We start from the raw sequence: 21,248 nt of genomic DNA on the forward strand, positions 1-21,248 counted from the left end.
AGCCTCGCCTGACCCCGATCCGCCTCGCCCACCGAACAACTCCAACCCGCATCACATTGGAACGGCTACCAAGCCCAGACGAATCGCGCCTATAGACCACGCAACGAAAAATGAGGGGATTCCTGAGCCCGTTCCCCTGTCGGCGGGGCGCTGTCGGGCATTGCGGCGGGCATCCTGCGCGCCGCCGGGAATAAGCTCAACCCCTCGGGGCTTATGCGAATATAAGCTGGGCTGATGCGCCTGACCTATCGCCAGATCGAAGTCATCCATGCCACCGCCCGGCACGGCACCGTCACCGCGGCGGCGGAGGCGCTCGGCATCTCCCAGCCCGCGGTCAGCATGATGCTGCGCGAAAGCCAGGCAGCGGTCGGCTTCCCGCTGTTCAGCCGCCGCCGGGGCCGGCTGCACCCGACGGTGGAGCTCAGCGTCATCCTCCCGGAGGTGGAGCGCGTCTTCCAGGGCGTGGCGCGGATCGGCCGGCTGGTGGACGGCATCCGCGACATGGCGGTCGGCTCTGTGCTGGTGGCGGCGACGCCGACGCTGGCGGACCATCTGCTGCCGCGCGCCATCGCCGCCTTCCGCCGCTCCCGCCCCGGCATCCAGGTGGCGGTGCAGACCATGGACAACATCGCCGCGATCGACGCCGTGGCGCGGGAGCGCGTGGATCTCGGCTTCGTGCTCTCGCCGCTGCTGGTGGGGGATGTGCAGGTGCTGATGCTGGACGAGACCGCACTGGTCTGCGCCGTGCCCGCGGCGCATCCGCTGGCGGGGCAGGGCAGCGTGCAGGTGCGGGACCTGCTGTCCTGGCCGCTGATCGGCGTCGGACGGGGCCTGCCGCTCGGCGATCTGGTGGATGATGCGTTCCGCGCCGAGGGGCTGCAGCGCCGCATCGCCATCGAGGTGACGCAGACCTCGGTGGCGCTGTCGCTGGTGCGCGCCGGGGCGGGGGTGGCGATCATCGACCCCTATGTGGCGATGAGCGGCACGCCGCCCGACCTGGTGCTGCTGCAGCTCTGCCCCCGGGTCGCGGTGGGAGCGGCCGCGATCGCGCAGCGCGGGCGCACCCTGTCGCGGGCGGCGCGGCTGCTGATGGCGACGGCGCGGCGGATCGCCTCGGCGGAGGCGGGGTAGGGGACCGCAGCATCGGCGGTAGCGCCCCTGGCGCCGGGCAGCGTCATTCCGGCTTGTTGCTGCCGTGGCGTAAAGAACATCGGCGTGATGGAACCGTACGCCTGTCAGAATATCCGACCCGACGTCGAATGATATACTATAACGTGGATATTTGTTCTACGGTTATATTGCGCTATGCAGAGTAAATCCGCGCGGAAGTGTCATCATGGCTTCGTAGGGGTGACATGTTCCTCCGGCACGCTCCCGATTGTTGGCAATATACTATTGACCGGGAGAGACCAGCCTATGGCCACCGAGGACCAAACCCCCGCCACGGCGAAGAACATCATCTTCCTGCTGCCGGACGGCGCTTCCGCCTCCTACATGGCGAATTACCGCTATTTCAAGGAAGGCCCGGAAGCCCCCGTCTGGGAGCCCCTGCTGAAGGGCATGATCCAGACTGATTCCTTCAGCGACCCGATCACCGATTCCGCCGCCAGCGCCAACGCCTATGCGACGGGCGTGAAGACCCGCAACGGCTCCGTCGGCGTCGATTTCTTCGGCAATGAGCTGACCTCGGTGATGGACCTCGCCTCGGAGGCCGGCAAGGCGACGGGCATCGTCTCCACCGCTGCCATCACCGACGCCTCGCCGGCGGCCTTCGCCGCCAGCAATCCGCAGCGCGGCAACCAGGCGGATATCGCCCAGCAATATATCGGCGACAACGAGCTGGACGTGATCCTGGGCGCCGGCCGCAACCAGTTCACCACCGAGAGCGAGGGCGGCACCCAGCCCGACGGCACCGACCTGTTCGGCCTCGCCGAGGCGCAGGGCATGACCTATGTCGCCAGCGCCGCGGAGCTGGCGGCGTTCGATGGCGAGCGCGTGCTCGGCCTGTTCAACAACGAGGACTACCTCGACGCGATCGGCCCCCGCCCGGCGGAGGAGCCGACGCTCGAGCAGATGACCGAGGTGGCGCTCGAGACGCTCGCCAAGGACGAGGATGGCTTCGTGCTGTTCCTCGAGGAGGAGAACACCGACACCTTCGGCCATGAGAATGACGCGGCCACCACCATGCACGCCCTGTCCTCCTTCGAGGCCAGCATGCAGAAGGTGCTGGAGTTCCAGGCGGAGAACCCGGACACGCTGGTAGTGATGGTGGCCGACCACGACACCGGCGGCATGACGGTGGAGCCGAGCGCGGACGGCACGCCGGCGGTGTTCCGCGACTTCACCGCGACGGCCGGGGAGATGGCCGCGCAGTTCGACCTGGCCGATGCCGGCTCCATCCGCGACACCGTCGCCGAACACACCGGGCTGACGCTGAGCGAGGCGGAGATCACGGCGCTGCAGGGCAGCGAGGACACCGCGCTCGCCCTGGCCGAGCTGCTCAGCGCCAAGGGCGGCGTGCAGTTCACCACCACCGGCCATACGGCGGTGGATGTGCCGATCTATGCCGTCGGCCCGGGCGCCGAGCTGTTCATGGGCGTGCAGGAGAATGCCGCCGTCGGCCAGCATCTGGCCGATGCGATGGGCCTTTCCCTGCCGGCCGACCAGCAGGATGAGGGCGCCGACCGCTTCGCGGTGACCAGCCTGTTCGACAGCGCCTTCGGCAGCATCCCCACGGTGAGCGTGGTGCGCAACCTGGTGGCGCAACTGCCGGAAGATGGGATCGACGGCCTCGCCGACCGCCTCGCCAGCGTCTGGAGCGGGCTGGACGATGCCGATTTCCTCTCCGCCGTGCTGGAGAACACGCTGGACGCTGCGCCGGAGGCCATGGAGCTGGCCTATTGGAGCGGCTTCCTGGCGGGCGTCGGCGGCGACCGCGGCGATGCGCTGCTGCGCATCTCCGAGCTGCCGGCGCACCAGGAGGCGCTGCTGGAACTGCCGGTCTCCGAGGCCGAGTTCAGCCCGATCGCCTGAAGCAGGCGGCTGCCGCTGGAGGAGACCCCGCCGGGCGACCGGCGGGGTTTTCGCGGCTCCGGGGCGGGCGGCGATGCTGGCGATATGCCGGCTGACGACGGCCGGTGCAGCCGAGGGCTTGCACGGCCGCCACGCTCGCCCGGCCCCTTCGGGGGCGGGGCTTCCGCAGCGATCACGCCTGGCGCTGCGGGTCCTGTTCTCCGGCGGGCTGCACGGTGGAGAGAAGGCGATCTCCCGGATGCCATGATGTCCCGGTCGGGTTACCCTCGCTCTTTTGGGTTGCAGCCCACGCATCCACACCCCATCTTGCCTCTGTCAGCCTCGTTTGGTTCGGCCTGCTCTCCATGCTCATGATCGAGCGCCGAGCCCGGTGTCCGTCTCCCGCGAGTTCGATCCGCCCGGCGATGTCGCGGGGCGGCACCTTCCCGTAAGCGGAGCACCGCCATGTCAATCGGCACCGTCAAATGGTTCAACGCCACCAAAGGCTACGGCTTCATCCAGCCGGATGATGGCTCGAAGGATGTTTTCCTGCACATCGCTGACGTTCAGCGCGCGGGCATCCAGGAGCCGCGCGAGGGCGACAAGCTCGAATACGAGCTGCAGCGCGGCCAGCAGGGCAAGACCTCGGCCGGCAACCTGAAGCGGGTCTGAAGGCTTTGGGCGGGGTGGCCGCAACGGCCGCCCCGCCCCGCCCGTCCGGCAAGGACCGGGGCAAGCATGCGGGCGTTTCCCTGCAGGGGCGCCCGGGCAGGCGGCTTCGCATGCGACGCCGCCGCGAAAGGACAAGATGATAAGAACGCTACCCCGGGCCGCCATGCGGCCCGATCCCACGCCTGGATCGGCCAGGACGGCCCATTCCACGGAAGCATCGCGCCTGCCCGAGCCCTCGGGCCTGACGCAGGACGAGATCCGTCAGATCATTCTCGAGCTGATCGGCTGACGGAGGCCAGCGGGGCGCGCGGGCCGCCCTGCCGCCTGGTCCCTGCCGGGGCCTCACCCGTCCCGCGAGGACCAGCCATGCAGCATCCCCATGGTTACTCGGTCGGCCAGACCGTCGAACTCAACCCCGGCCGCTATGACGGCAACGTTCCGCGCGGCGCCTACACGGTGCTGCGCCTGTTGCCGAACGATGCCGAGGACCGCGAGTACCGCGTGAAGAGCCGCCATGACGGCCATGAGCGCGTCGTGCGCGAGAGCCAGCTCCGGCCCGGCCCGGCCTCGCCCTTCGGCCCAGGCGGCATGCCGGCGAACGGCTAGTGTCCCGATGCCGAAGTCCTGCGGACTTCGTTCTCGGACCACCCAGCTTTTGTTTTCAGTGGCCTGCTTGTCCGCGACATTCGCTGGAAATCCAGCGAATGTCGCGGGCAGGACACCAGGGCATGGTCGGTTGAGGCTGGGTCGGCCGAAACCGTGAGTCACGCAGCCAACAATGAGCTGGAGCGGGACGGGTGAGCGAAGCTCAACCGATCCGCTCCGGCCGGGCGTCGCGCCGGCCGGCATGGCCGGGTCGGCGGCCGGGACCGTGATCGCGTCCGACGCTTCCCGGGCCGGCGCCGCTTCGGCGCCCGGCCGATGGCGCAGCCGCAGCCCGGCCGGGGCGACATCGTTCCAGGCCCGGGGGAGATAGGCGGTGCCGGATGTGGTATTCCGCGGCAAGACCCTCATGGCGGCCGGTCCGGCCGGCATGAAGACCGCTCCAGTGACGCAGCAACCACCTCGGCCCGGACGAGGTCCAGCAGCAGGAATGCATCGTGGTGCAGAGCAAGACGAAGACCGAAGCTGCTGACCCGTCCGTCGCGGCGCAGGTCGAGGAGGAGGTGGCCTATCTCTCGAAGCGGCACCGCGTGTCGCCGGCCATCGTGCGGGAGATCATCCGCCGCATTGGCACGAGCGAGCGCTCGGCGGTCGAGCGCGAGATCCGCAAGGGCATGGCGCGCCGCTGAAGCCGGAGCTGTGGGGCGGCGCAGGCCGCTCCCGGGCTTGCTGGAGCGGGCAGCCTCGGCCGCCGGTCATCCGACCGTCTGGGCCAGGTGAAGCACGACCAGGTAGTGGCACGCCGCCGCGGCGACGACGCACACATGCCAGAGGGCATTGTGGTAGCGCAGCCGCGTGGCGAGATGGGCGACCACGCCCAGGCTATAGAGCAACCCTCCCCCGCCGAGCAGCAGCAGGTCACGCGCCGGCAGCGCGGCGAGCAGCGGGTCGAGCGCCACGATTCCCGCCCAGCCCAGGGCGAGATAGGCGAGGATGGAGGCACGCTCGAACCGCGCCGGGGCCAGCAGCTTCAGCGCCGCCCCGCCCGCGGCGCCGGTCCAGACGGCACCGAGCAGCCCCCAGCCCCAGGCGCCGCCCATGCCGATGCCCATGACCGGGGTGTAGGTGCCGGCGATCATCGCGAAGATCGCCGAATGGTCCAGCCGGCGCAGCAAGGCCCGCCGCCCTGCCTCGCCGGCGAAGTGATAGAGCGCCGAGCAGCCCAGCATGGCCAGCAGCCCGGCCGCATAGATGCCGAGCGAAATCGCCGGGCCGGCTCCCGCGCTCCACGGTTCCGTCATCGCCAGGGCGGCGCAGGCCACGAGCGCCACCGAGAGGCCGCCGGCATGGACGACCATGTCCGCGATCACCTCACCGCGGCCATATGGCGCGGCGGAAGACACGGCCGGCCTCCTGCGCCGCTCCGTCATGCGAGGCCGGGCAGCAGGTTGCGGGCCAGCAGCAGCGTGCGCTCGAGCGCCGCTTCGGAAAAATGCCCCCGGCGTGCGACGCTGGGATGGCAGCCATGGACGATCAGGTTGCCCGAAGCCTCGTGGCGGAACCACCAGATGCCGGCAGCCTCGTCCTGCTCGCCATGCCAGTCCGGCCTGCCCCCGAGCGCCTCGCCGAGGATGCCGAAATCATCCTGCGACCCCACGAAGACGAGGCTCTGCCGCAGCGCTGCGAATTCCTCCCGCAGCGCCGCGGCGCAGGCCGATTGCTGGCGCTCGACGAGCTCCGCCGGCCAGCTTTCGGTCGCGCCGGAACTCCAGCCGATCTTGAGCAGGTTGGACCAGCCCCAGCGCTCCGTCGTGGCGTCATAGGCCCCGCCGAGCAATCCCCGCGTCAGCCCGTCGAAGAACAGCCACAGGGGCGTGTGGGCGCGGGCATGCGGGCCTCGGTCGCAGAGCCTGGCGGCCCTCTCGTGGCAGGCTTCGAAGCTCTGCTCGCGCTCCGCGCCGTAATCATCCTCGGTGGCGGCGCCGACCCAGTAGATGCCGCCCGCCTCGGCCAGGCGCCGGCCGGCCCAGGGCAGGAACAGGCCGGCGACACCCGGGCGATCCGGCGTCGCGAGGGGCAAGCCTTGATCGAGGAGCTGGCTGCGCACCTGCGCCAGTCTCTCGAAGCTGGTGCGGCTCATCAGGGTCGGCATCGGTTGGTCCTCGGCACGCTGTGCTCGCTTGTCCGAAGCGGGATCGGCGATACGGGATAGCGCCAGCCTTCCAGGCCGACGGTCCCGGATCGGGAACGCGGGACCAGTCCGGAGGCTACCATCCGAAATGCCGCGCATGCGGACCATAGCGCCATGCCGACGCTGCCAGGGCCAGGCCGCTCACGGGGCCGCACGACTACTCCCGCACAAGCCGGAAGTGCGGGGAGGATTGTGGGGATGACCCAACCCGAACGGCAAAAGGCACGAACGGGCCGCTCGCCTATGTCGTTTCGGTGACGGAGGAGGTGTCCGGCCAACTTAGTTGAACACCAATATATCTTACCGCCAACGGTGGGTCTACGCGCTGACCGAAGCTGGCCCGGCCGCCTTCCGCGTGGCGCTGGATGCGACCGCGGCGCTTCAGGACACCGGCCGCGCCCTTGCCGCGGAGCGCCGCTCACCCCGGCCGGGATGCTGCTGATGGCCCGCCGGCACCTCCGTTCTTGCGGCCTTATACCTCAATCATCGATGCATAGAGCCTGCCTGCCCGTCGCCGTCGTCGGCGCCGGCCCTGCATGACGGCACCGGCCGCGAGGCCGCGCCCTTTATGCTGCATGTCGAGACCTGCTGCGGCATCGAGGCTGTTCCGGGGCGCGCGGTCATCGATTGCTCCGGCACCTGGTTCGCACCCAACCCGGCCGGCGCGCATGGTTTGCCGGCCCCCGGTGAGGCACGGCAGGCCGGGCGAAGCGCCTATGGCATTCCCGACGTCCTCGGCACGGCGCGCGGGACCTATGTCGGCGCCGCCATGCGATGTCGAACACCGCCCGCTACTCCCCAGTCGCGGGATTGGCGACGTCGAACGCGATTGTCCCACGGGCAAGACCTTCTGTGCCCCCAGCCAGGTATTGAGCTCCTCCAGCTCGCGCTGCTCCTCCTCGCTGGGGGCGCCGCTGCCTACGACCTCTGGCTCCAGAAGACGTGGCGTGGGCGTCGGTGCGTGCCCTGCAGGACGATGCCGGCAGGCTGGCGGAAGCGAAACAACAGCGGTCAACCCGTGGCCAGGGCCGCGACAAAGCCTCTTTGCAGCCAAACATCCATATGTTTACATCAATGCGGCCCGCCAAGAGGCCGACGTACCGCACCGGAAGACCGGGCGAGGAGGAAGCGATGCGACGGAGTGTCGTGGGGGCTGCGATCGGCCTCCTGGCCTGCACGTTCTGGCCGGGCCCTGGCCAAGCCCAGGAGGCTGCCTATCCCAACCGGACCGTGACGCTGGTGACGCCCTATGCGCCTGGCGGCGGCAGCGACATCGTCACCCGGGTGCTCGCGGACACGCTGCGGCGCTATCTCGGCCAGACCGTCGCGGTCCGCAATGTCAGCGGGGGCGGAGGCAATATCGGCGCCCAGACCGTCGCCCGCGCCCAGGCCGACGGCTACACGCTGCTCTCGCACCACATCGGCATGGCGACGGCACCGGCGCTGTTCCAGGACCCGGGCTTCGATCCGGTCACCAGCTTCGAGCCGATCGGGCTTTTCGCCGACACGCCGATGGCGATTGTCGGCAACCGCGACCTTCCGCCCAACACCATGGCCGAGCTGATCGTCCATCTGCGGGAGCTCGGCGAGGGCGTGACGTTCGCCTCCTCCGGCCAGGGAAGTGCGACGCATCTCTGCGCGATCAACTTCCAGCAGGTCGCGGGGCGGAACGTGACCATGGTCCAGTACCGCGGCGCCGCGCCGGCGCTGGCTGACCTGCAGGCAGGGCGCGTCAACCTGCTCTGCGACGTGACCGCCGGCATCGCGCCGCACATCCGCTCTGGGTCGGTGAAGCCCTTCGTCCTCTCGGGCAGGCGCCGGATCGACTCCCTGCCGCAGGTGCCGACGACCGAGGAGCTCGGCGTTCCACAGATGGGCGTCAGTGCCTGGTATGGTCTCTACGCGCCGGCGGGGACGCCGCAGCCGATCATCGGGCGCCTTGCCGCCGCACTCCAGGAGTCGGTCCGCGATCCGGAGATGATCGCAAGGCTCGCCCAGCTCGACACGCTCCCCTTCGATCCCCCGCAGGCGACGCCGACGGCGCTGCGCGAGCATCTCGCGGCGCAGGTGGCGCTGTGGAGCGAGACGATCCGCCGTGCGGGCATTCCGGTGAACTGATGCCCGAAGCCCTTCGCCTGCGCCGCACCGCAGCACCTCTCTACCGGGATGTCGCCGCCGCGCTGGAGCGCGCACTGCATGAAGGCGTCTGGAAGGCGGGCGAGCGGATCCCGACCGAGCCGGAACTCGAGCACCGCTTCGGCGCGAGCCGCGGCACCATCCGCCAGGCGATCGGCGAGCTGGTCCGTCAGGGCTGGCTGCTCCGCCAGGCCGGCCGCGGCACCTTCGTCCTCGGTCCGAGCTTCGAGAGCCTGGAGCGCTTCTTCCGCTACGAATCCCTGGCCGGCGCACCGCCCCTGGCGCCGATCAATCGCGTGCTGGACCAGGCGATCATGCCGGCCGACGCCGACGTCGCGGCGTGCTTCGGCGTGGCGGTTGGGACTGAGGTCGCCTGGGTGCGGCGGCTCAGATGCAACGGCAGCGAGCCGTTTCTCCTTGTCGACAGCTTCTTCCCGATGGGCGTCTGGGGCGTGGTCCGCGACGCCGACTTCACCCATCACCCGCTCTACAACCTCTTCAAGAACGTCTACGGCCAGTTCGTCGTGGGAGCCGAGGAGTTCCTGCGCGCCGGGCTGGCGACCGAGGAGGAGGCCGGGCTGCTCGGCATTGCCGAGAAGGACCCGGTGATCCGGATCGAACGCGACGCCCGCAGCTTCGAGGATCGGCCAATCGAGTTTCGTCGCGCCACCGGCCGGGCCGACCGGTTCCGCTATCACGCGCGGCTGCGCTGACCAGGGACAGGAGGAGACAGGCATGAACATCGAACCAGCTACACCGAAGCTCGGCGCCATCGTCACGGGCATCGATCTGAACAAGGCGACGGAGGGGGAGTGGCGCGAGCTCTACCAGACCTTCCTCGACCGCCTGGTGCTCGTGGTGCGCGAGCAGGATTTCACCATCCCGCAATTCCTCGCGGTCGCCGAACGCTTCGGGCGCCTGGTGCCGCATCGCGTCCAGCGCACGCGCCATCCCGAATACCCCGCCCTCACTCAGATGGGGGTGAACACGAAGAAGTCCGACGGCAAGGTGGATCAGGCCGTCTTCGCGCGCGGCCAGGGCTGGCATACCGACGGCCCCTGGGAAGTCCGCGGCGTCGCCAAGGCGACCCAGCTCTACGGGCTGGAGCTGCCGAGCGTCGGCGGCGACACCTGGTTCGCGAATATGTACGAGAGCTACGAGGCGCTGCCTGAGGAGCTGAAGCGCCGGCTCGAGGGCGTCGAGGCGGAATACGTCTATGGCGGCCGCAACAAGAGCGGCATCGATCTCCTCGCACCCGACGACAGGGACGCGCCGCCGGTGCGCTGGCCCATCCTTCGGACCCATCCCGAGACGGGGCGCAAATCGCTTTACTTCAACCCTCACCACTTCCTGCGCTTCGTGGGCATGGACGAGGCCGCGGGCGGCGCGCTGTTCGAAGAGCTGAAGGAGCACATGATCCGCCCGGACGCCGAGTACCACCACAAATGGCAGACCCACGACTACGTGATCTGGGACAACCGGAGTTCGATCCACGCCGCCGCCGGCGGCTACCCGGTTCATGAGCGCCGCATCCATTGGCGTGCGACCATGCTGGAGTGAGGTTGCCTCCCCGGGGGGGCGGCGCGGACGGAACAGCCGCCCCTGGGCGGAGCTTGCGGCGGCAGGCTGCAGAGGCCGTCCGCAGCGTGATCTCTTCTTAAGACCAGCCAAATGGGGGAGGAAAACAACATGGCCACACGCCGGACCTTCATCGGGGGTTCGCTGGCTACCGGTGCGACGGGCCTGCATGCCGGAGCCAAGGCACAGACGGCGGCCGGCGGCTTCCCTGATCGCCCGGTCCGCATCGTGGTCCCCTACGCTGCGGGGGGACCGAGCGACGTCGTCACGCGCATGGTCGCCGAGGGGATGTCCTCATTTCTCGGCCGGCCGGTGATCGTCGAGAACAAGGCCGGCGCCAATGGGCGCATCGGGATGGAGTACGTGGCGCGGCAGCCGGGCGACGGATACACGCTGGTCATGTTCTCGCAGGGCGGATCGGTGCTCAACACGGCCGGCCGCGAGAACCTGTCCTACGATCTGCTCAGGGACTTTCGCGCCGTGGGCAACATGGCCTTGCTGCCGCAACTGGTGGTCACCAGCAACAGCATCCCCCCGAAGACCCTCCAGGAGTTCGTCGCCCATGCGAAGGCCAATCCCGGCAAGCTCAGCTATGGCTCGTCCGGGGTGGGGGGAACGCCTCACCTGATCGGCGAATGGTTCAAGATCATCGCTGGCATTGAGATGACGCATGTTCCCTATCGGGGCACGGGGCCCGCAACGACCGATCTCATCGCCGGCCGTATCCATTTCCTCTTTACGGAGGTGCCCGTGCTGATCGAGCACGTGCGCGAAGCCAAGATCAGGGCCTTGGCCGTAAGCACGCAGGAGCGCTCTCCGCTGCTGCCTGACGTGCTCACCGTGGCCGAGTCCGGCTTTCCGCAGCTCACCGGCACGAACTGGTTCGGCCTGGAGGTGCCGTCTGCCACGCCCGATGAGGTCGTGAAGGTTCTGAATGATGCCCTTGTGAAGTCGCTCGAGCGCCCGGCGACAAGAGACGCGCTGATTGCGCTGGGTGCATACCCGGATCCTGCCCCGGCAGAACGGTTCGACAGGTTCGTGCGTGACGAGCTTGCGCGCTGGCGCGACGTCATGAAGACGACTGGCGCTCGCCTTGATTGATCAGCGCAATCGTCTCCCGCCCTGCTGCGCAGGTGCGTCACCCGTCCTCGATCCATGCGGCCGACGCCCTTGCCCGGTTGCACGAGGGCGGCGCGGCATGAAGGAACCGGATCGCATGAGCCACCCCCCGTGCGGCGCAGCCGCGAAGGCCACGCACGCACCGGGCGGCGTCCGGCCCGAACAGTCGCGCGAGCGGGCCGCATGAGGCCCGTGTCCTCCCCGGAAATTTCCGCAGATGCGAGCTTCGAGTATGTGATCGTCGGCGCCGGTTCGGCCGGCTGCGTTCTCGCCAACCGTCTCAGCGAGAACGGCCGGAACTCCGTGCTCCTGCTGGAAGCCGGAGGCAGCGATGCCAGTGTCAGCCTTCGCATCCCGATCCTGGTCGCGAAGATCCTGCAGGACGAGCGTTTCACATGGCAGCTGACGACCGAGCCGCAGACCTCCCAGAAGGGGCAGGCACAGCGGTGGGTGCAGGGCAAGGTGCTCGGCGGCTCCAGCTCCATAAACGGCAATCTCTATGTTCGCGGTGACCCCATCGAGTACGACAGTTGGGCTGCGCAGGGCTGCATCGGCTGGAGCTACGAGGACCTGCTGCCCTACTTCATGAGGCTCGAAGACTTTCCTTCGGGAAACGAGCGCGTGCGCGGGCGCGGCGGGCCTATCGGCTGCACGCAACTTCGTGATTTCGATCCTCTTTCCGACGCCTTCCTGCGGGCGTGCGAAGAAGCGGGCTCGCCGCGCGTCGCCGACTACAATGATGGCCGCAGCTACGAGGGCACCTTCTACAGCCAGTATTCCACGCGCCGCGGCTTGCGCAGCAGTGCCGCCGTCGCCTACCTCCGGCCCGCGATGAAGCGCGCCAACCTGGCCGTGGTCACCAGAGCACTGGCGACGCGCGTCCTCTTCGATGGCCTGCGCGCATGTGGGGTCGAATACCTCGTGGGCGGGCAGACGCGCCGCTCTCTCGCCAGAAAGGAGGTGATCCTGTCAGCGGGTACTCTGCACACGCCCAAGCTGCTCGAGCTCTCGGGCGTCGGCAATGCGGACATCCTGCGGGAACGCGGCATCGCCGTGACGCACCATCTGCCCGGGGTCGGGGAGAACCTGCGCGACCACACGGCCACGCGGCTCACATTCGAGTGCAATCGGCCCGTCACCATCAACGACATCGCGCGCAGTCCCTGGCTCAAGCTCAGGGAAGGCATCCGCTTTCTCGTCCGGCGCGAGGGGTTGCTGACGATCTCGTCCTCGACGGCGCAGACCAACCTGCGCGCCAGCCCGGAGAGCAACCGGGCCGACTTGCTGCTACGCCTGCAGCCCTTCTCGGGTCGGGACCGCTATGCGCGCACGCCCAAACTGGGCATGGACATGTTCCCGGGCTTCACGATGTCCATCGGCATCCTGAATCCGCGCTCGGTGGGGTGGCTGCATGTAAGGTCTGCCGATCCGCGAGAGCAGGCTGCGATGGATCCACGCTATCTGAGTGCCGAAGAAGACCTGCGCATGTATGAGAAGGGCATCCGCATCGCCCGCCATGTGGCGTCGCGACCGGCGCTCAGGCAATTGATCGTGCGCGAAACGCGTCCCGGACCAAGCATCGAAAGCGAGGCGGAGATCATCGACTACATCAAGTCGAGCGTATCAACGAGCTGGCACATGGTCGGCACATGCCGCATGGGGAACGACCGCATGGCCGTCGTCGATCCCCAATTGCGCGTGCACGGCCTGACGGGCCTGCGGGTGGTGGATGCATCGATCTTCCCGACCATCCCGTCCTCCAACACCAATATCCCGACAATCGCCGCTGCGGAGAAAGCCGCAGACATGATCTCGGAAGCAGACTGAACCCTTCTCCAGCCCATGGCGGTCCGATCTCCCCTCGCTTCCCGTGACTGCAAGCCCGGCATTGCCCTGTCGATCGCTTTGCATCCCGTGTGGCCGACGTGTTGGATCACGCGCCCGAGCCGGCCGGGCAAAACCACCTTCACGTCGCTACCGGGGCAGAGCGCCGCCCTAAGAGCCCATATCGTGGCGCCTTCGCCAACCAGCCATATCCTGGCGCTGCGACTACAAACTGCCGGTTTGGCCAACCAGCCTAGCCCCCTGAAAATCAGTTGCAAAAATGTCTGAGGGCACCCCCGGAACGGCGCGGCGCGATTACCCCCGGTGGGGGTGGGGGTTAGGTGCCGGCTACCTCCAGGAACAGCCGCAGCGTCGTGCGCTCCATGGCGATCTGCTTGAAGGTCGCTTTGTCCCGCTTCGCCCGGTGCTCAAAGAAGGGCTCGACGAGGGAGGACAGGGACGGCTTGGGCGGAGGCGGCGGTGGTGCAGGAGGCGGCGTCTCTGGCGCTGCTGGCGGAGGAGGGGAGGGTGGCTCCGTTCCAAGGACATCCATCACCAGGGGCTCGGTGCCCAAGGTGCGCCGCTCCGCCACCTCCCGAGCGCGGATGGCAGCCTCGGCCAGGCCCACCGCCAGCCGGCGCCGCACCTCCTCCGGCAGCCCGTGGCGGCGCATGATCTGCTCCGCCTCCTCCTCCATGCCGAGCCTTCCTTCGGTAAGGTCCCGGGCCATGCTCGCCCGCGCTTCCCGGATGGCTTTGAGGTCCGCCTCGGTGGCCGCGCCTGGGTCGCCAGGTTCCCACCAATGGGCATAGACCGGCTGGCCTGGAGGGCGGTCCAGTCTGTTCTCCAGGTCGCGCTCAAGGGCTGCCCGCAGGTAGTCCCGCAGGATCGGGCTGAGGTCTTGAGGGAGCCACTGCTCACTGCTGCCCGTGCCTGCGCCAATGCGTCATCGAATGCTCTGTCCACCAATCCCGCCCGGTGCTCCGCCTCCCGAAAGTGCCGGGTGCGGAGGCTGACAGTCACCTCGCCCCGAGCCTCCCGAGGGAGGCGCCGCCGGTATGGAAGATACCTCTCTTTCGCGTGATGTGGGAGCATTGTGGGAACACGGCACGCAAGCGCAGCCTCCGGCGGCTTGGCTGGGAGGAAAAACGCTCGAATATCGGTGTGCTAGGGGAGCCGTGGCTCCGGCGGTTGGATTCGAACCAACGACCAACGGATTAACAGTCCGCTGCGCTACCGCTGCGCCACGCCGGATCAGCCAGTGGGCGGCGCCTATACCAGGGCGGCGCCGGGGAAGGAAGCCCCCGCCGGGCGGGAACACCGTGCGATTGGAGGTCCGGGGCGGAATTGAACCGCCGTAGCAGGTTTTGCAGACCTGTGCCTGACCACTCGGCCACCGGACCATCGCAGATGCTGCCGGGCGGGCCCGGCGGCGCGGCCTCTATCGGGCCGCCAGGGGGACAGGTCAAGCCGGGCAGGTCAAGCTGCGCCGCAACACGCGGGCGCTTGGCGTTCGCCCCGGCCGGCCCCTATAACCGCCGCACGGGTCTCCGCCTGCCCGAATTGCACCCCGGCGGTGCAATCCGGGTGCGGCGGCCCTCTTTATGTCGCGCCAGCGATCGGGGCCTGGCGGCCCCGGCGGGCGCTGGCCAAGGAGGTTCCTGCCGCATGGACTACGCCGATGCGCGACGCCGCATGGTGGATGGGCAGTTGCGCCCGAGCCGGGTGACTGACCCGCGCGTGTTGGAGGCGATGCGGACGCTGCCGCGGGAGGCCTTCCTGCCGCCGCCGCTGCAAAGCCGCGCCTATGCCGATGAGGATGTGCCGCTGCCCGGCGGCCGGGCCTTGCTGAAGCCCATGGCCATCGCCCGGCTGCTGCAATTGCTGGAACCGCGGCCGGGGGATCGCGGCCTCGTCCTTTGCACCGGCACCGGCTATGGCGCCGCCTGCCTCGGCCATGCCGGGGTACGGGTGGTGGCGATGGAGGCCGATTCGGGGCTGGCCGGCCTGGCCCGCGCCGCCTGGGCGGCGACCCTGCCCGCCGGCATGGTGCGGCTGGAAGCCGGCAGCCCCACCGCCGGCCACCCGGCCGGCGCGCCCTATGATCTCATCCTCATCGAGGGCGAGGTGCCGGAAATACCCGCCGCGCTCGCCGACCAGCTCGCCGAGGGCGGCCGCCTGGCGGCAGTGCTGGGGGAGGGGCGGCGGCAGGGCCGGGCGGTGCTCGGCCGGCGCATCGGCGGCACGGTCAGCCTGGTGCCGGCCTTCGATTGTGCCGCCCCCGCCTTGCCGGAGTTCCAGCCCGCTCCCAGCTTCGTGTTCTGACCGCGCCTGCCGCCCGGCGTCTTCACCTGGCGGCAAGGCTGCGATGCAAGGATAGGGACAAGATGACTTTTTCCCGCCCCGCCCTGGTCCTGGCCGCGTTGCTCGCGCCGGTTGCCGTCGCCCAGACGGCCCGCGCGCAGACCCTCGCCGAAGCCCTGGCCCTGGCCTATGCCAACAACCCCTCTCTGCTCGCGGCGCGCGCCAATCTGCGGGCGGTGGATGAGAATGTGCCGCAGGCCCTGGCCGGCTGGCGCCCGACCGTCACCATCAACAGCTCGGCCGGTGCCGCCGATATTCATTTCCGTTCTCGCAACAATGCCGACATCGCCCACAGCCATTTCGAGCGGGGCATCTACTCCAACGGCATCACCATCACCCAGCCGGTCTTCCGCGGCGGCCGCACCGTCTCCTCCACCCGCCGGGCGGAGAACCAGGTGCTCGCCCAGCGCGCCCGGCTGCTGGCCACCGAGCAGCAGGTGATGCAGGACACCGTCACCGCCTATGTCGGCGTGATCCGGGACCAGGAGCTGCTGCGGCTCAACATCAACAACGAGCAGGTGCTGTCCGAGCAGCTCCGGGCGACGAATGAGCGCTTCCGGGTGGGCGAGATCACCCGCACCGACGTGGCCCAGGCGGAAAGCCGCCTGGCCGGCGCCCGCTCCTCCCGCTCCCAGGCGGAAGGCAATCTGCAGATCAGCCGCGCCACCTTCCAGCGCCTGGTCGGCGCCATGCCGCAGCGCCTGACCGCACCGCAGCCGCTGCGCCAGCCGGTGAGCACGGCGCAGGACGCCGCCCAGGCGGCCGCCACCAACAACCCCACCGTGGTCGCCGCGCTGTTCGATGAGGCGGGGGCGCGCGACAATATCGACATCCAGATCTCCCAGCTCCTGCCGCAGATCAGCGTGCAGGGCACGGCGCAGCGGAACGACAACACCGTAGCCAGCACGGTGGACCAGACCCGTTCCACCTACAGCCAGGTCACCGCCAACCTGACCGTGCCCATCTATCAGGGCGGCGCGGAGCATGCGGCGGTGCGCCAGGCCCGGCAGTCGGCGCAGCAGGCCCGCCAGGTGGTGGATGACCAGCGCCGCACCGCGGTGCAGGCCGCCACCCAGGCCTTCGAGCAGCTCCAGAGCTCGAGGGCCCAGGTCGATGCGGTGCGGGCGCAGATCCGCGCCGCCGAGATCGCGCTGGACGGCGTGCAGCGCGAGGCGATCGTCGGCAGCCGCACCACCCTCGACGTGCTGAATGCCGAGCAGGAGCTGCTGAGCGCCCGCACCAGCCTGGTGCAGGCGCTGGCGACGGTGGTCTCGCAATCCTACGTCCTGGCGGCGGCGATCGGCCGGCTGACCGCCCTCGATCTCGGCCTGGCGGTGGAGCCTTACGACGCCCAGGCCTATTACAATGCGGTGCGCAACCGCTGGCTGGGCATCGGCGACTACAGCAGCGTCGCGGAACGCCGCTGATGTCCGGGGGCGCCGCATCGCCGCCCGGCGGCGCCCAGCCGCCCCAAGGGCCGACCCAGGGCCCCACCCAGGGGCCGGTCCAAGGGTCACTGCAGGGCGACCCCAGCATGGAGGACATCCTCGCCTCCATCCGCCGCATTCTGAATGAGGAGGAACCCGGCCAGGGCACGGAGCCGGCCGGGGTGAAGCCGGCCGCCTCGGCGCAGCCTGCCGAGGAGGAGCCGGAGGCCCTGGCCCTGACCGAGGCGATGCTGGTGGAGCCGCCCCCGGCACCCGCGCCCCCGCCGGGGGCGCCGCCCCCCCCGTCACCGGTCACGGCCCTGCCGCCGGAGCCGGTGGAGCCGCCGCCCCCCGTCCAGCCGGTGGCCCCGCCGCCGGCCGAGGACCCCGGGACCCTGCTCGCCCCGGCCGCCGCCGCCGCCGCCGTCGCCTCCGTGAGCGGCTTGCTGCGGGCGGTGGCGCAGGAGCGCGCCGCCCCGGTCTTTCGCGGCGGCCCCTCCATCGAGGATGTGGTGCGGGAGGAATTGCGCCCCCTGTTGAAGGCATGGCTGGACACCCATCTGCCGCCGCTGGTGGAGCGGCTGGTGCGGGCGGAGATCGAGCGGGTGGTGGGGCGGGCCATCGGCGGCTGAAGCTTCCCCGCCCCGCCCGCGCCTGGCTTCGGCGCCGCGGCAGGGCGCGGATGGGCGCTGGCCTCCCTGGCGCTGAAGGAGGGCTGCCGGTGCGCCCCTGGGCGCCGGCCGGGCGGCGAGACCCCTTGACGCGGGCGGGGCGGCGATGGACCTCTCCGCCATGCTGGACAAGACCCTGACCCCGAGCAGCTTCGAGACCCGCCTCTATGAGGGGTGGGAGCGTTCGGGCGCCTTCGCTGCGGATCCGAATTCGGCGGCGCAGCCCTTCACCATCATGATTCCGCCGCCGAACGTCACTGGCAGCCTGCATATGGGCCATGCCCTGACCTTCACCATCCAGGACACGCTGATCCGCTGGCGGCGGATGCAGGGGCGGGATGCGCTGTGGCAGCCCGGCACGGACCATGCCGGCATCGCCACCCAGATGGTGGTGGAGAGGCTGCTGGCCGCCGAGGGCAACCAGGACCGCCGCAGCATGGGCCGCGAGGCCTTTCTCGAGCGCGTCTGGCAATGGAAGGCGGAGAGCGGCGGGACCATCACGAAGCAGCTTCGCCGGCTGGGGGCCAGCCTGGACTGGCCGCGCGAGCGCTTCACCATGGATGAGGGGCTTTCCGCCGCGGTGCGGGAGGTCTTCGTCACCCTGCACAAGCAGGGGCTGATCTACCGCGACCGGCGCCTGGTGAATTGGGACCCGAAGCTGCTGACCGCCATCTCCGACCTGGAGGTGGAGAGCCGCGAGGTGAAGGGCAGCCTCTGGCACCTCCGCTACCCGGTCGAAGGCGAGCCGGGCCGTTTCCTGGTGGTGGCGACGACGCGGCCGGAGACCATGCTGGGCGATACCGCGGTGGCCGTGCATCCTGCGGATGCGCGCTTCGCCGACCTCATCGGCAAGAAGCTGGTCCTGCCGCTGGTCGGGCGCAGCATCCCGGTGGTGGCGGATGAGTATTCCGACCCGGAGAAGGGCAGCGGCGCGGTGAAGATCACCCCCGCGCATGATTTCAACGATTTCGAGGTGGGCCGCCGCCATGGCCTGCCCATGCCGAGCGTGCTGGATGCCGAGGCGCGGGTGATGCTGGCCGAGATCGCGGCCGAGCTGCGCGCGGTGGAGGGCGTGGCGGACCCGGCTTTCGTCCAGGGGCTGGACGGCAAGGACCGCTTCGCGGCGCGCAAGGCGATCGTGGCGAAGCTGGAGGAGCTGGGGCTGATCGAGACGATCGAGCCCCACACCCATCAGGTGCCGCATGGCGACCGCGGCGGCGTGCCGATCGAGCCCCGCCTGACCTGGCAGTGGTATTGCGATGCCGGGACACTCGCAAAACCCTGCGTGGAGGCGGTCGAGACCGGCCGCATGCGCTTCGTGCCGAAGCAGTGGGAGAACACCTTCTTCGCCTGGATGCGCGACATCCAGCCCTGGTGCGTCTCCCGCCAGCTCTGGTGGGGGCACCAGATCCCCGCCTGGTACGGGCCGGAAGGCACGATCTTCGTCGAGAAGACCGAGGCCGAGGCACAGGAAGCGGCGCGCAAGCACTTCGGCCAGGATGTGCCGCTGGAGCGCGACCCGGATGTGCTGGATACCTGGTTCAGCTCCGCCCTCTGGCCCTTCTCCACGCTGGGCTGGCCGGAGCGGACCAAGGAAGTCGCCCGCTACTACCCCGGCGACGTGCTGGTGACAGGCTTCGACATCATCTTCTTCTGGGTCGCCCGGATGATGATGATGGGGCAGCACTTCATGGGCGGCGAGGTACCGTTCCGCGACATCTACATCCACGGCCTGGTCCGCGACGAGAAGGGCCAGAAGATGTCGAAGTCCAAGGGGAACGTCATGGACCCCCTGGAGCTGATCGACGCCTATGGCGCGGATGCGCTGCGCTTCACCATCTGCGCCCTGACCGGGCCGGGGCGCGACGTGAAGCTCGGCCGCAAGCGCGTGGAGGATCATCGCAGCTTCGCCACCAAGCTGTGGAATGCGGCGCGCTTCCTGGAGATGAACGGCATCGCGCCGGAGGCGGCCTGGGACCCGGCGCAGGCCGAGACGCCGCTCGCCCGCTGGGTGCTGGATGCGGCGAACCGCGCGGTGGCGGAGGCGGATGCGGCGCTGGAAGCCTATCGCTTCGACGAATATGCCGCCGCCTGCTACCGCTTTGTCTGGGGCGGGTTCTGCGACTGGTTCATCGAATTCGCCAAGCCGGTGCTGAACGGGTCGGAAGGCGCGGAGAAGGCGGAGATCAAGGGCGCGGCGCAGCATGTGCTGGGGGTGATCCTGCGGCTGCTGCATCCGGTGATGCCCTTCGTGACCGAGGAGCTGTGGGACCGCTTCGGCTACGGCCCGGAATGCAGCCTGATCCGCGCCCCCTGGCCGCAGGCGGTGGCGGTGCGGGAGGCCGAGGCGGCGCGGGCCGAGCTGGACTGGGTGGTGGCGCTGGTCACCGAGGTGCGGGCCGCACGGGCCGAGGTGAATGTGCCGCCCTCCGTCACCACGCCCCTGCTGGTGAAGGATGCGGCGCCGGAGAGCCTGGCGCGCGCGGCGCGCTGGATCGAGGCGATCCGCCGGCTGGGTCGGGTGACGGAGATCACGCCGCTTTCCGGCGAGGCGCCGAAGGGCGTGGCGCAGGTGGTGGTGGGCGAGGCGACGGTGATGCTGCCGCTTGCCGGCGTCATCGACCTCGGCGCCGAGCGTGCCCGGCTGCTGAAGGCGCGCGGCTCGGCGGAGGGCGAGACGAGGAAGATCGCTGCCAAGCTCGGCAATGCCGATTTCGTCGCCCGCGCGCCGGAGGAGGTGGTGGAGGAGAATCGCGAGCGCCTGGCGGCGGCCGAGGCCGAGATCGCCCGGCTGGACGCAGCGCTGGCGCGGATCGCCGGCTGAGCCAGGGGGCCGGCGGGCGAGTTCGGAGCGTGATCGCCTGAGGCGGGTTCGCCGAACGGGAAGCACGCGATCCAACAAGGCGCCGGAGCGTCAGGCGCGAGCGAAGGCGAACGCATCGCGCTCCGGGCTGGCGGCGCGGCGGCAACGCGCCGCCTTCAATCACCCGGCCTGAAGCCGGTCGCCACCACGTAGAGCTCCGCGCTGTCCTTCCGGCTGGCCGGCGGCTTGGCATGGCGCACCGTGGCGAAGCGGCGCTTCAGGGTTTCCAGCAGCGCCTTCTCCGTGCCGCCCTGGAACACCTTGGCGACGAAGCCGCCGCCCGGCGCCAGCACCTTCAGCGTGAAATCCAGCGCCAGCTCCACCAGGCCGATGATGCGCAGATGGTCTGTCGCGTTATGCCCCGTGGTGTTCGGCGCCATGTCCGAGAGGACGAGGTCGGCCGGCCCGTCCAGCGCCGCGAGCACCGCCGCCTCCGCCGCCGGGTCCTCGAAATCCCCCTGCAGCAGGGTGGCGCCGGCGATCGGGTCCATGTGCAGCAAATCCAGCGCCACCACGCGGCCGGCGCCGCGCTGCACCGCCACCTGGGTCCAGCCCCCCGGCGCGGCGCCGAGATCGACCACCCGCTGCCCCTTCTTCAGCAGGTGGAAGCGCTCATCCAGCTCGATCAGCTTGAAGGCGGCGCGGCTGCGGAAGCCTTGCGCCTGGGCGGCGCGCACATAGGGGTCGTTGAGCTGGCGCTCCAGCCATTTCTGGCTGGCGGTGGTGCGGCCCTTGGCGGTGCGCAGCCGCGTGGTCAGGCCGCGCCCGCCGGGCGGTGGCGAAGGCAT

General features: G+C 69.7%; 18 protein-coding genes and 2 tRNA genes. 14 read left to right on the forward strand and 6 right to left on the reverse strand.

Going from position 1 to position 21,248, the window contains the following annotated elements:
- Positions 1–234 precede the first annotated feature (234 nt).
- The 5 genes from E5N76_RS11440 to E5N76_RS11460 all read left to right on the forward strand — a co-directional run bounded on the left by E5N76_RS11440 (position 235) and on the right by E5N76_RS11460 (position 4,976).
- A complete protein-coding gene (locus tag E5N76_RS11440) occupies positions 235–1,131 on the forward strand; it encodes a LysR family transcriptional regulator (RefSeq protein ID WP_149537439.1) in 897 nt (298 codons plus the stop codon).
- Between the two features lie 285 nt (positions 1,132–1,416).
- Entirely contained in the window at positions 1,417–3,033 is a 1,617-nt protein-coding gene (locus E5N76_RS11445) for an alkaline phosphatase (protein ID WP_187830113.1), read from the forward strand.
- 444 nt (positions 3,034–3,477) lie between these two features.
- Entirely contained in the window at positions 3,478–3,684 is a 207-nt protein-coding gene (locus tag E5N76_RS11450; protein WP_149537441.1) for a cold-shock protein, read from the forward strand.
- Between the two features lie 366 nt (positions 3,685–4,050).
- On the forward strand, positions 4,051–4,290 hold the full coding sequence (locus E5N76_RS11455; RefSeq protein WP_149537442.1) for a hypothetical protein: 240 nt from the start codon (positions 4,051–4,053) through the stop codon (positions 4,288–4,290).
- 497 nt (positions 4,291–4,787) lie between these two features.
- Positions 4,788–4,976, forward strand: coding sequence for a hypothetical protein (locus E5N76_RS11460; RefSeq protein WP_207791951.1), 189 nt, complete (start codon positions 4,788–4,790; stop codon positions 4,974–4,976).
- Between the two features lie 66 nt (positions 4,977–5,042).
- Here E5N76_RS11460 and trhA read toward each other — a convergent pair whose 3' ends face one another.
- Together trhA and E5N76_RS11470 are read right to left on the reverse strand one after the other, a co-directional pair.
- Complete coding sequence (gene trhA / locus E5N76_RS11465) at positions 5,043–5,657, reverse strand: PAQR family membrane homeostasis protein TrhA (protein ID WP_187830114.1); 615 nt, start codon at positions 5,655–5,657, stop codon at positions 5,043–5,045.
- A gap of 56 nt (positions 5,658–5,713) precedes the next feature.
- Positions 5,714–6,439 carry a hypothetical protein gene (locus E5N76_RS11470; RefSeq protein WP_149537445.1) on the reverse strand — a complete coding sequence of 242 codons (726 nt, stop codon included), beginning with the start codon at positions 6,437–6,439 and terminating at the stop codon, positions 5,714–5,716.
- A 1,170-nt stretch (positions 6,440–7,609) separates the two neighbouring features.
- Here E5N76_RS11470 and E5N76_RS11485 point away from each other — a divergent pair.
- From E5N76_RS11485 to E5N76_RS11505, 5 genes are all read left to right on the forward strand, one after another.
- Complete coding sequence (locus E5N76_RS11485) at positions 7,610–8,596, forward strand: Bug family tripartite tricarboxylate transporter substrate binding protein (RefSeq protein WP_187830115.1); 987 nt, start codon at positions 7,610–7,612, stop codon at positions 8,594–8,596.
- Positions 8,554–9,327 (forward strand): GntR family transcriptional regulator, encoded by a 774-nt coding sequence (locus E5N76_RS31260; protein WP_149537447.1) that lies wholly within the window; start codon positions 8,554–8,556, stop codon positions 9,325–9,327. Before E5N76_RS11485 ends, E5N76_RS31260 begins: the two co-directional genes overlap by 43 nt.
- A 22-nt stretch (positions 9,328–9,349) precedes the next feature.
- Complete coding sequence (locus tag E5N76_RS11495) at positions 9,350–10,174, forward strand: TauD/TfdA dioxygenase family protein (protein WP_149537448.1); 825 nt, start codon at positions 9,350–9,352, stop codon at positions 10,172–10,174.
- A 129-nt stretch (positions 10,175–10,303) separates the two neighbouring features.
- Entirely contained in the window at positions 10,304–11,293 is a 990-nt protein-coding gene (locus E5N76_RS11500) for a Bug family tripartite tricarboxylate transporter substrate binding protein (RefSeq protein ID WP_187830116.1), read from the forward strand.
- Between the two features lie 210 nt (positions 11,294–11,503).
- On the forward strand, positions 11,504–13,138 hold the full coding sequence (locus E5N76_RS11505) for a GMC family oxidoreductase (protein WP_207791952.1): 1,635 nt from the start codon (positions 11,504–11,506) through the stop codon (positions 13,136–13,138).
- A 334-nt stretch (positions 13,139–13,472) separates the two neighbouring features.
- On the opposite strand, the gene E5N76_RS29485 is transcribed toward E5N76_RS11505, so the two are convergent.
- The 3 genes from E5N76_RS29485 to E5N76_RS11520 form a co-directional block, all read right to left on the reverse strand.
- Positions 13,473–13,865, reverse strand: coding sequence for a hypothetical protein (locus tag E5N76_RS29485; RefSeq protein WP_187830117.1), 393 nt, complete (start codon positions 13,863–13,865; stop codon positions 13,473–13,475).
- 449 nt (positions 13,866–14,314) lie between these two features.
- A tRNA-Asn gene (locus tag E5N76_RS11515) sits at positions 14,315–14,389 on the reverse strand.
- Positions 14,390–14,464: 75 nt separating this feature from the next.
- Positions 14,465–14,538 (reverse strand) — tRNA-Cys (locus E5N76_RS11520).
- Positions 14,539–14,803: 265 nt separating this feature from the next.
- Here E5N76_RS11520 and E5N76_RS11525 point away from each other — a divergent pair.
- From E5N76_RS11525 to E5N76_RS11540, 4 genes are all read left to right on the forward strand, one after another.
- Entirely contained in the window at positions 14,804–15,460 is a 657-nt protein-coding gene (locus E5N76_RS11525; protein ID WP_149537452.1) for a protein-L-isoaspartate O-methyltransferase family protein, read from the forward strand.
- Positions 15,461–15,522: 62 nt separating this feature from the next.
- Positions 15,523–16,926 (forward strand): TolC family outer membrane protein, encoded by a 1,404-nt coding sequence (locus E5N76_RS11530; protein ID WP_149537453.1) that lies wholly within the window; start codon positions 15,523–15,525, stop codon positions 16,924–16,926.
- A gap of 107 nt (positions 16,927–17,033) precedes the next feature.
- The gene (locus E5N76_RS11535) at positions 17,034–17,558 is read left to right on the forward strand and encodes a DUF2497 domain-containing protein (protein WP_149537454.1); all 525 of its coding nucleotides are present in this window, start codon (positions 17,034–17,036) and stop codon (positions 17,556–17,558) included.
- A gap of 160 nt (positions 17,559–17,718) precedes the next feature.
- Positions 17,719–20,421, forward strand: a complete 2,703-nt coding sequence (locus tag E5N76_RS11540; protein ID WP_149537664.1) for a valine--tRNA ligase — start codon at positions 17,719–17,721, stop codon at positions 20,419–20,421.
- Between the two features lie 155 nt (positions 20,422–20,576).
- Here the strand turns inward: E5N76_RS11540 and E5N76_RS11545 are convergent, their stop codons facing one another.
- The gene (locus E5N76_RS11545) at positions 20,577–21,248 is read right to left on the reverse strand and encodes an RlmE family RNA methyltransferase (RefSeq protein WP_149537455.1); all 672 of its coding nucleotides are present in this window, start codon (positions 21,246–21,248) and stop codon (positions 20,577–20,579) included.

The sequence above is a fragment of the Siccirubricoccus phaeus genome (genome assembly GCF_008360935.1).
Taxonomy (GTDB): Bacteria; Pseudomonadota; Alphaproteobacteria; order Acetobacterales; family Acetobacteraceae; genus Siccirubricoccus; species Siccirubricoccus phaeus.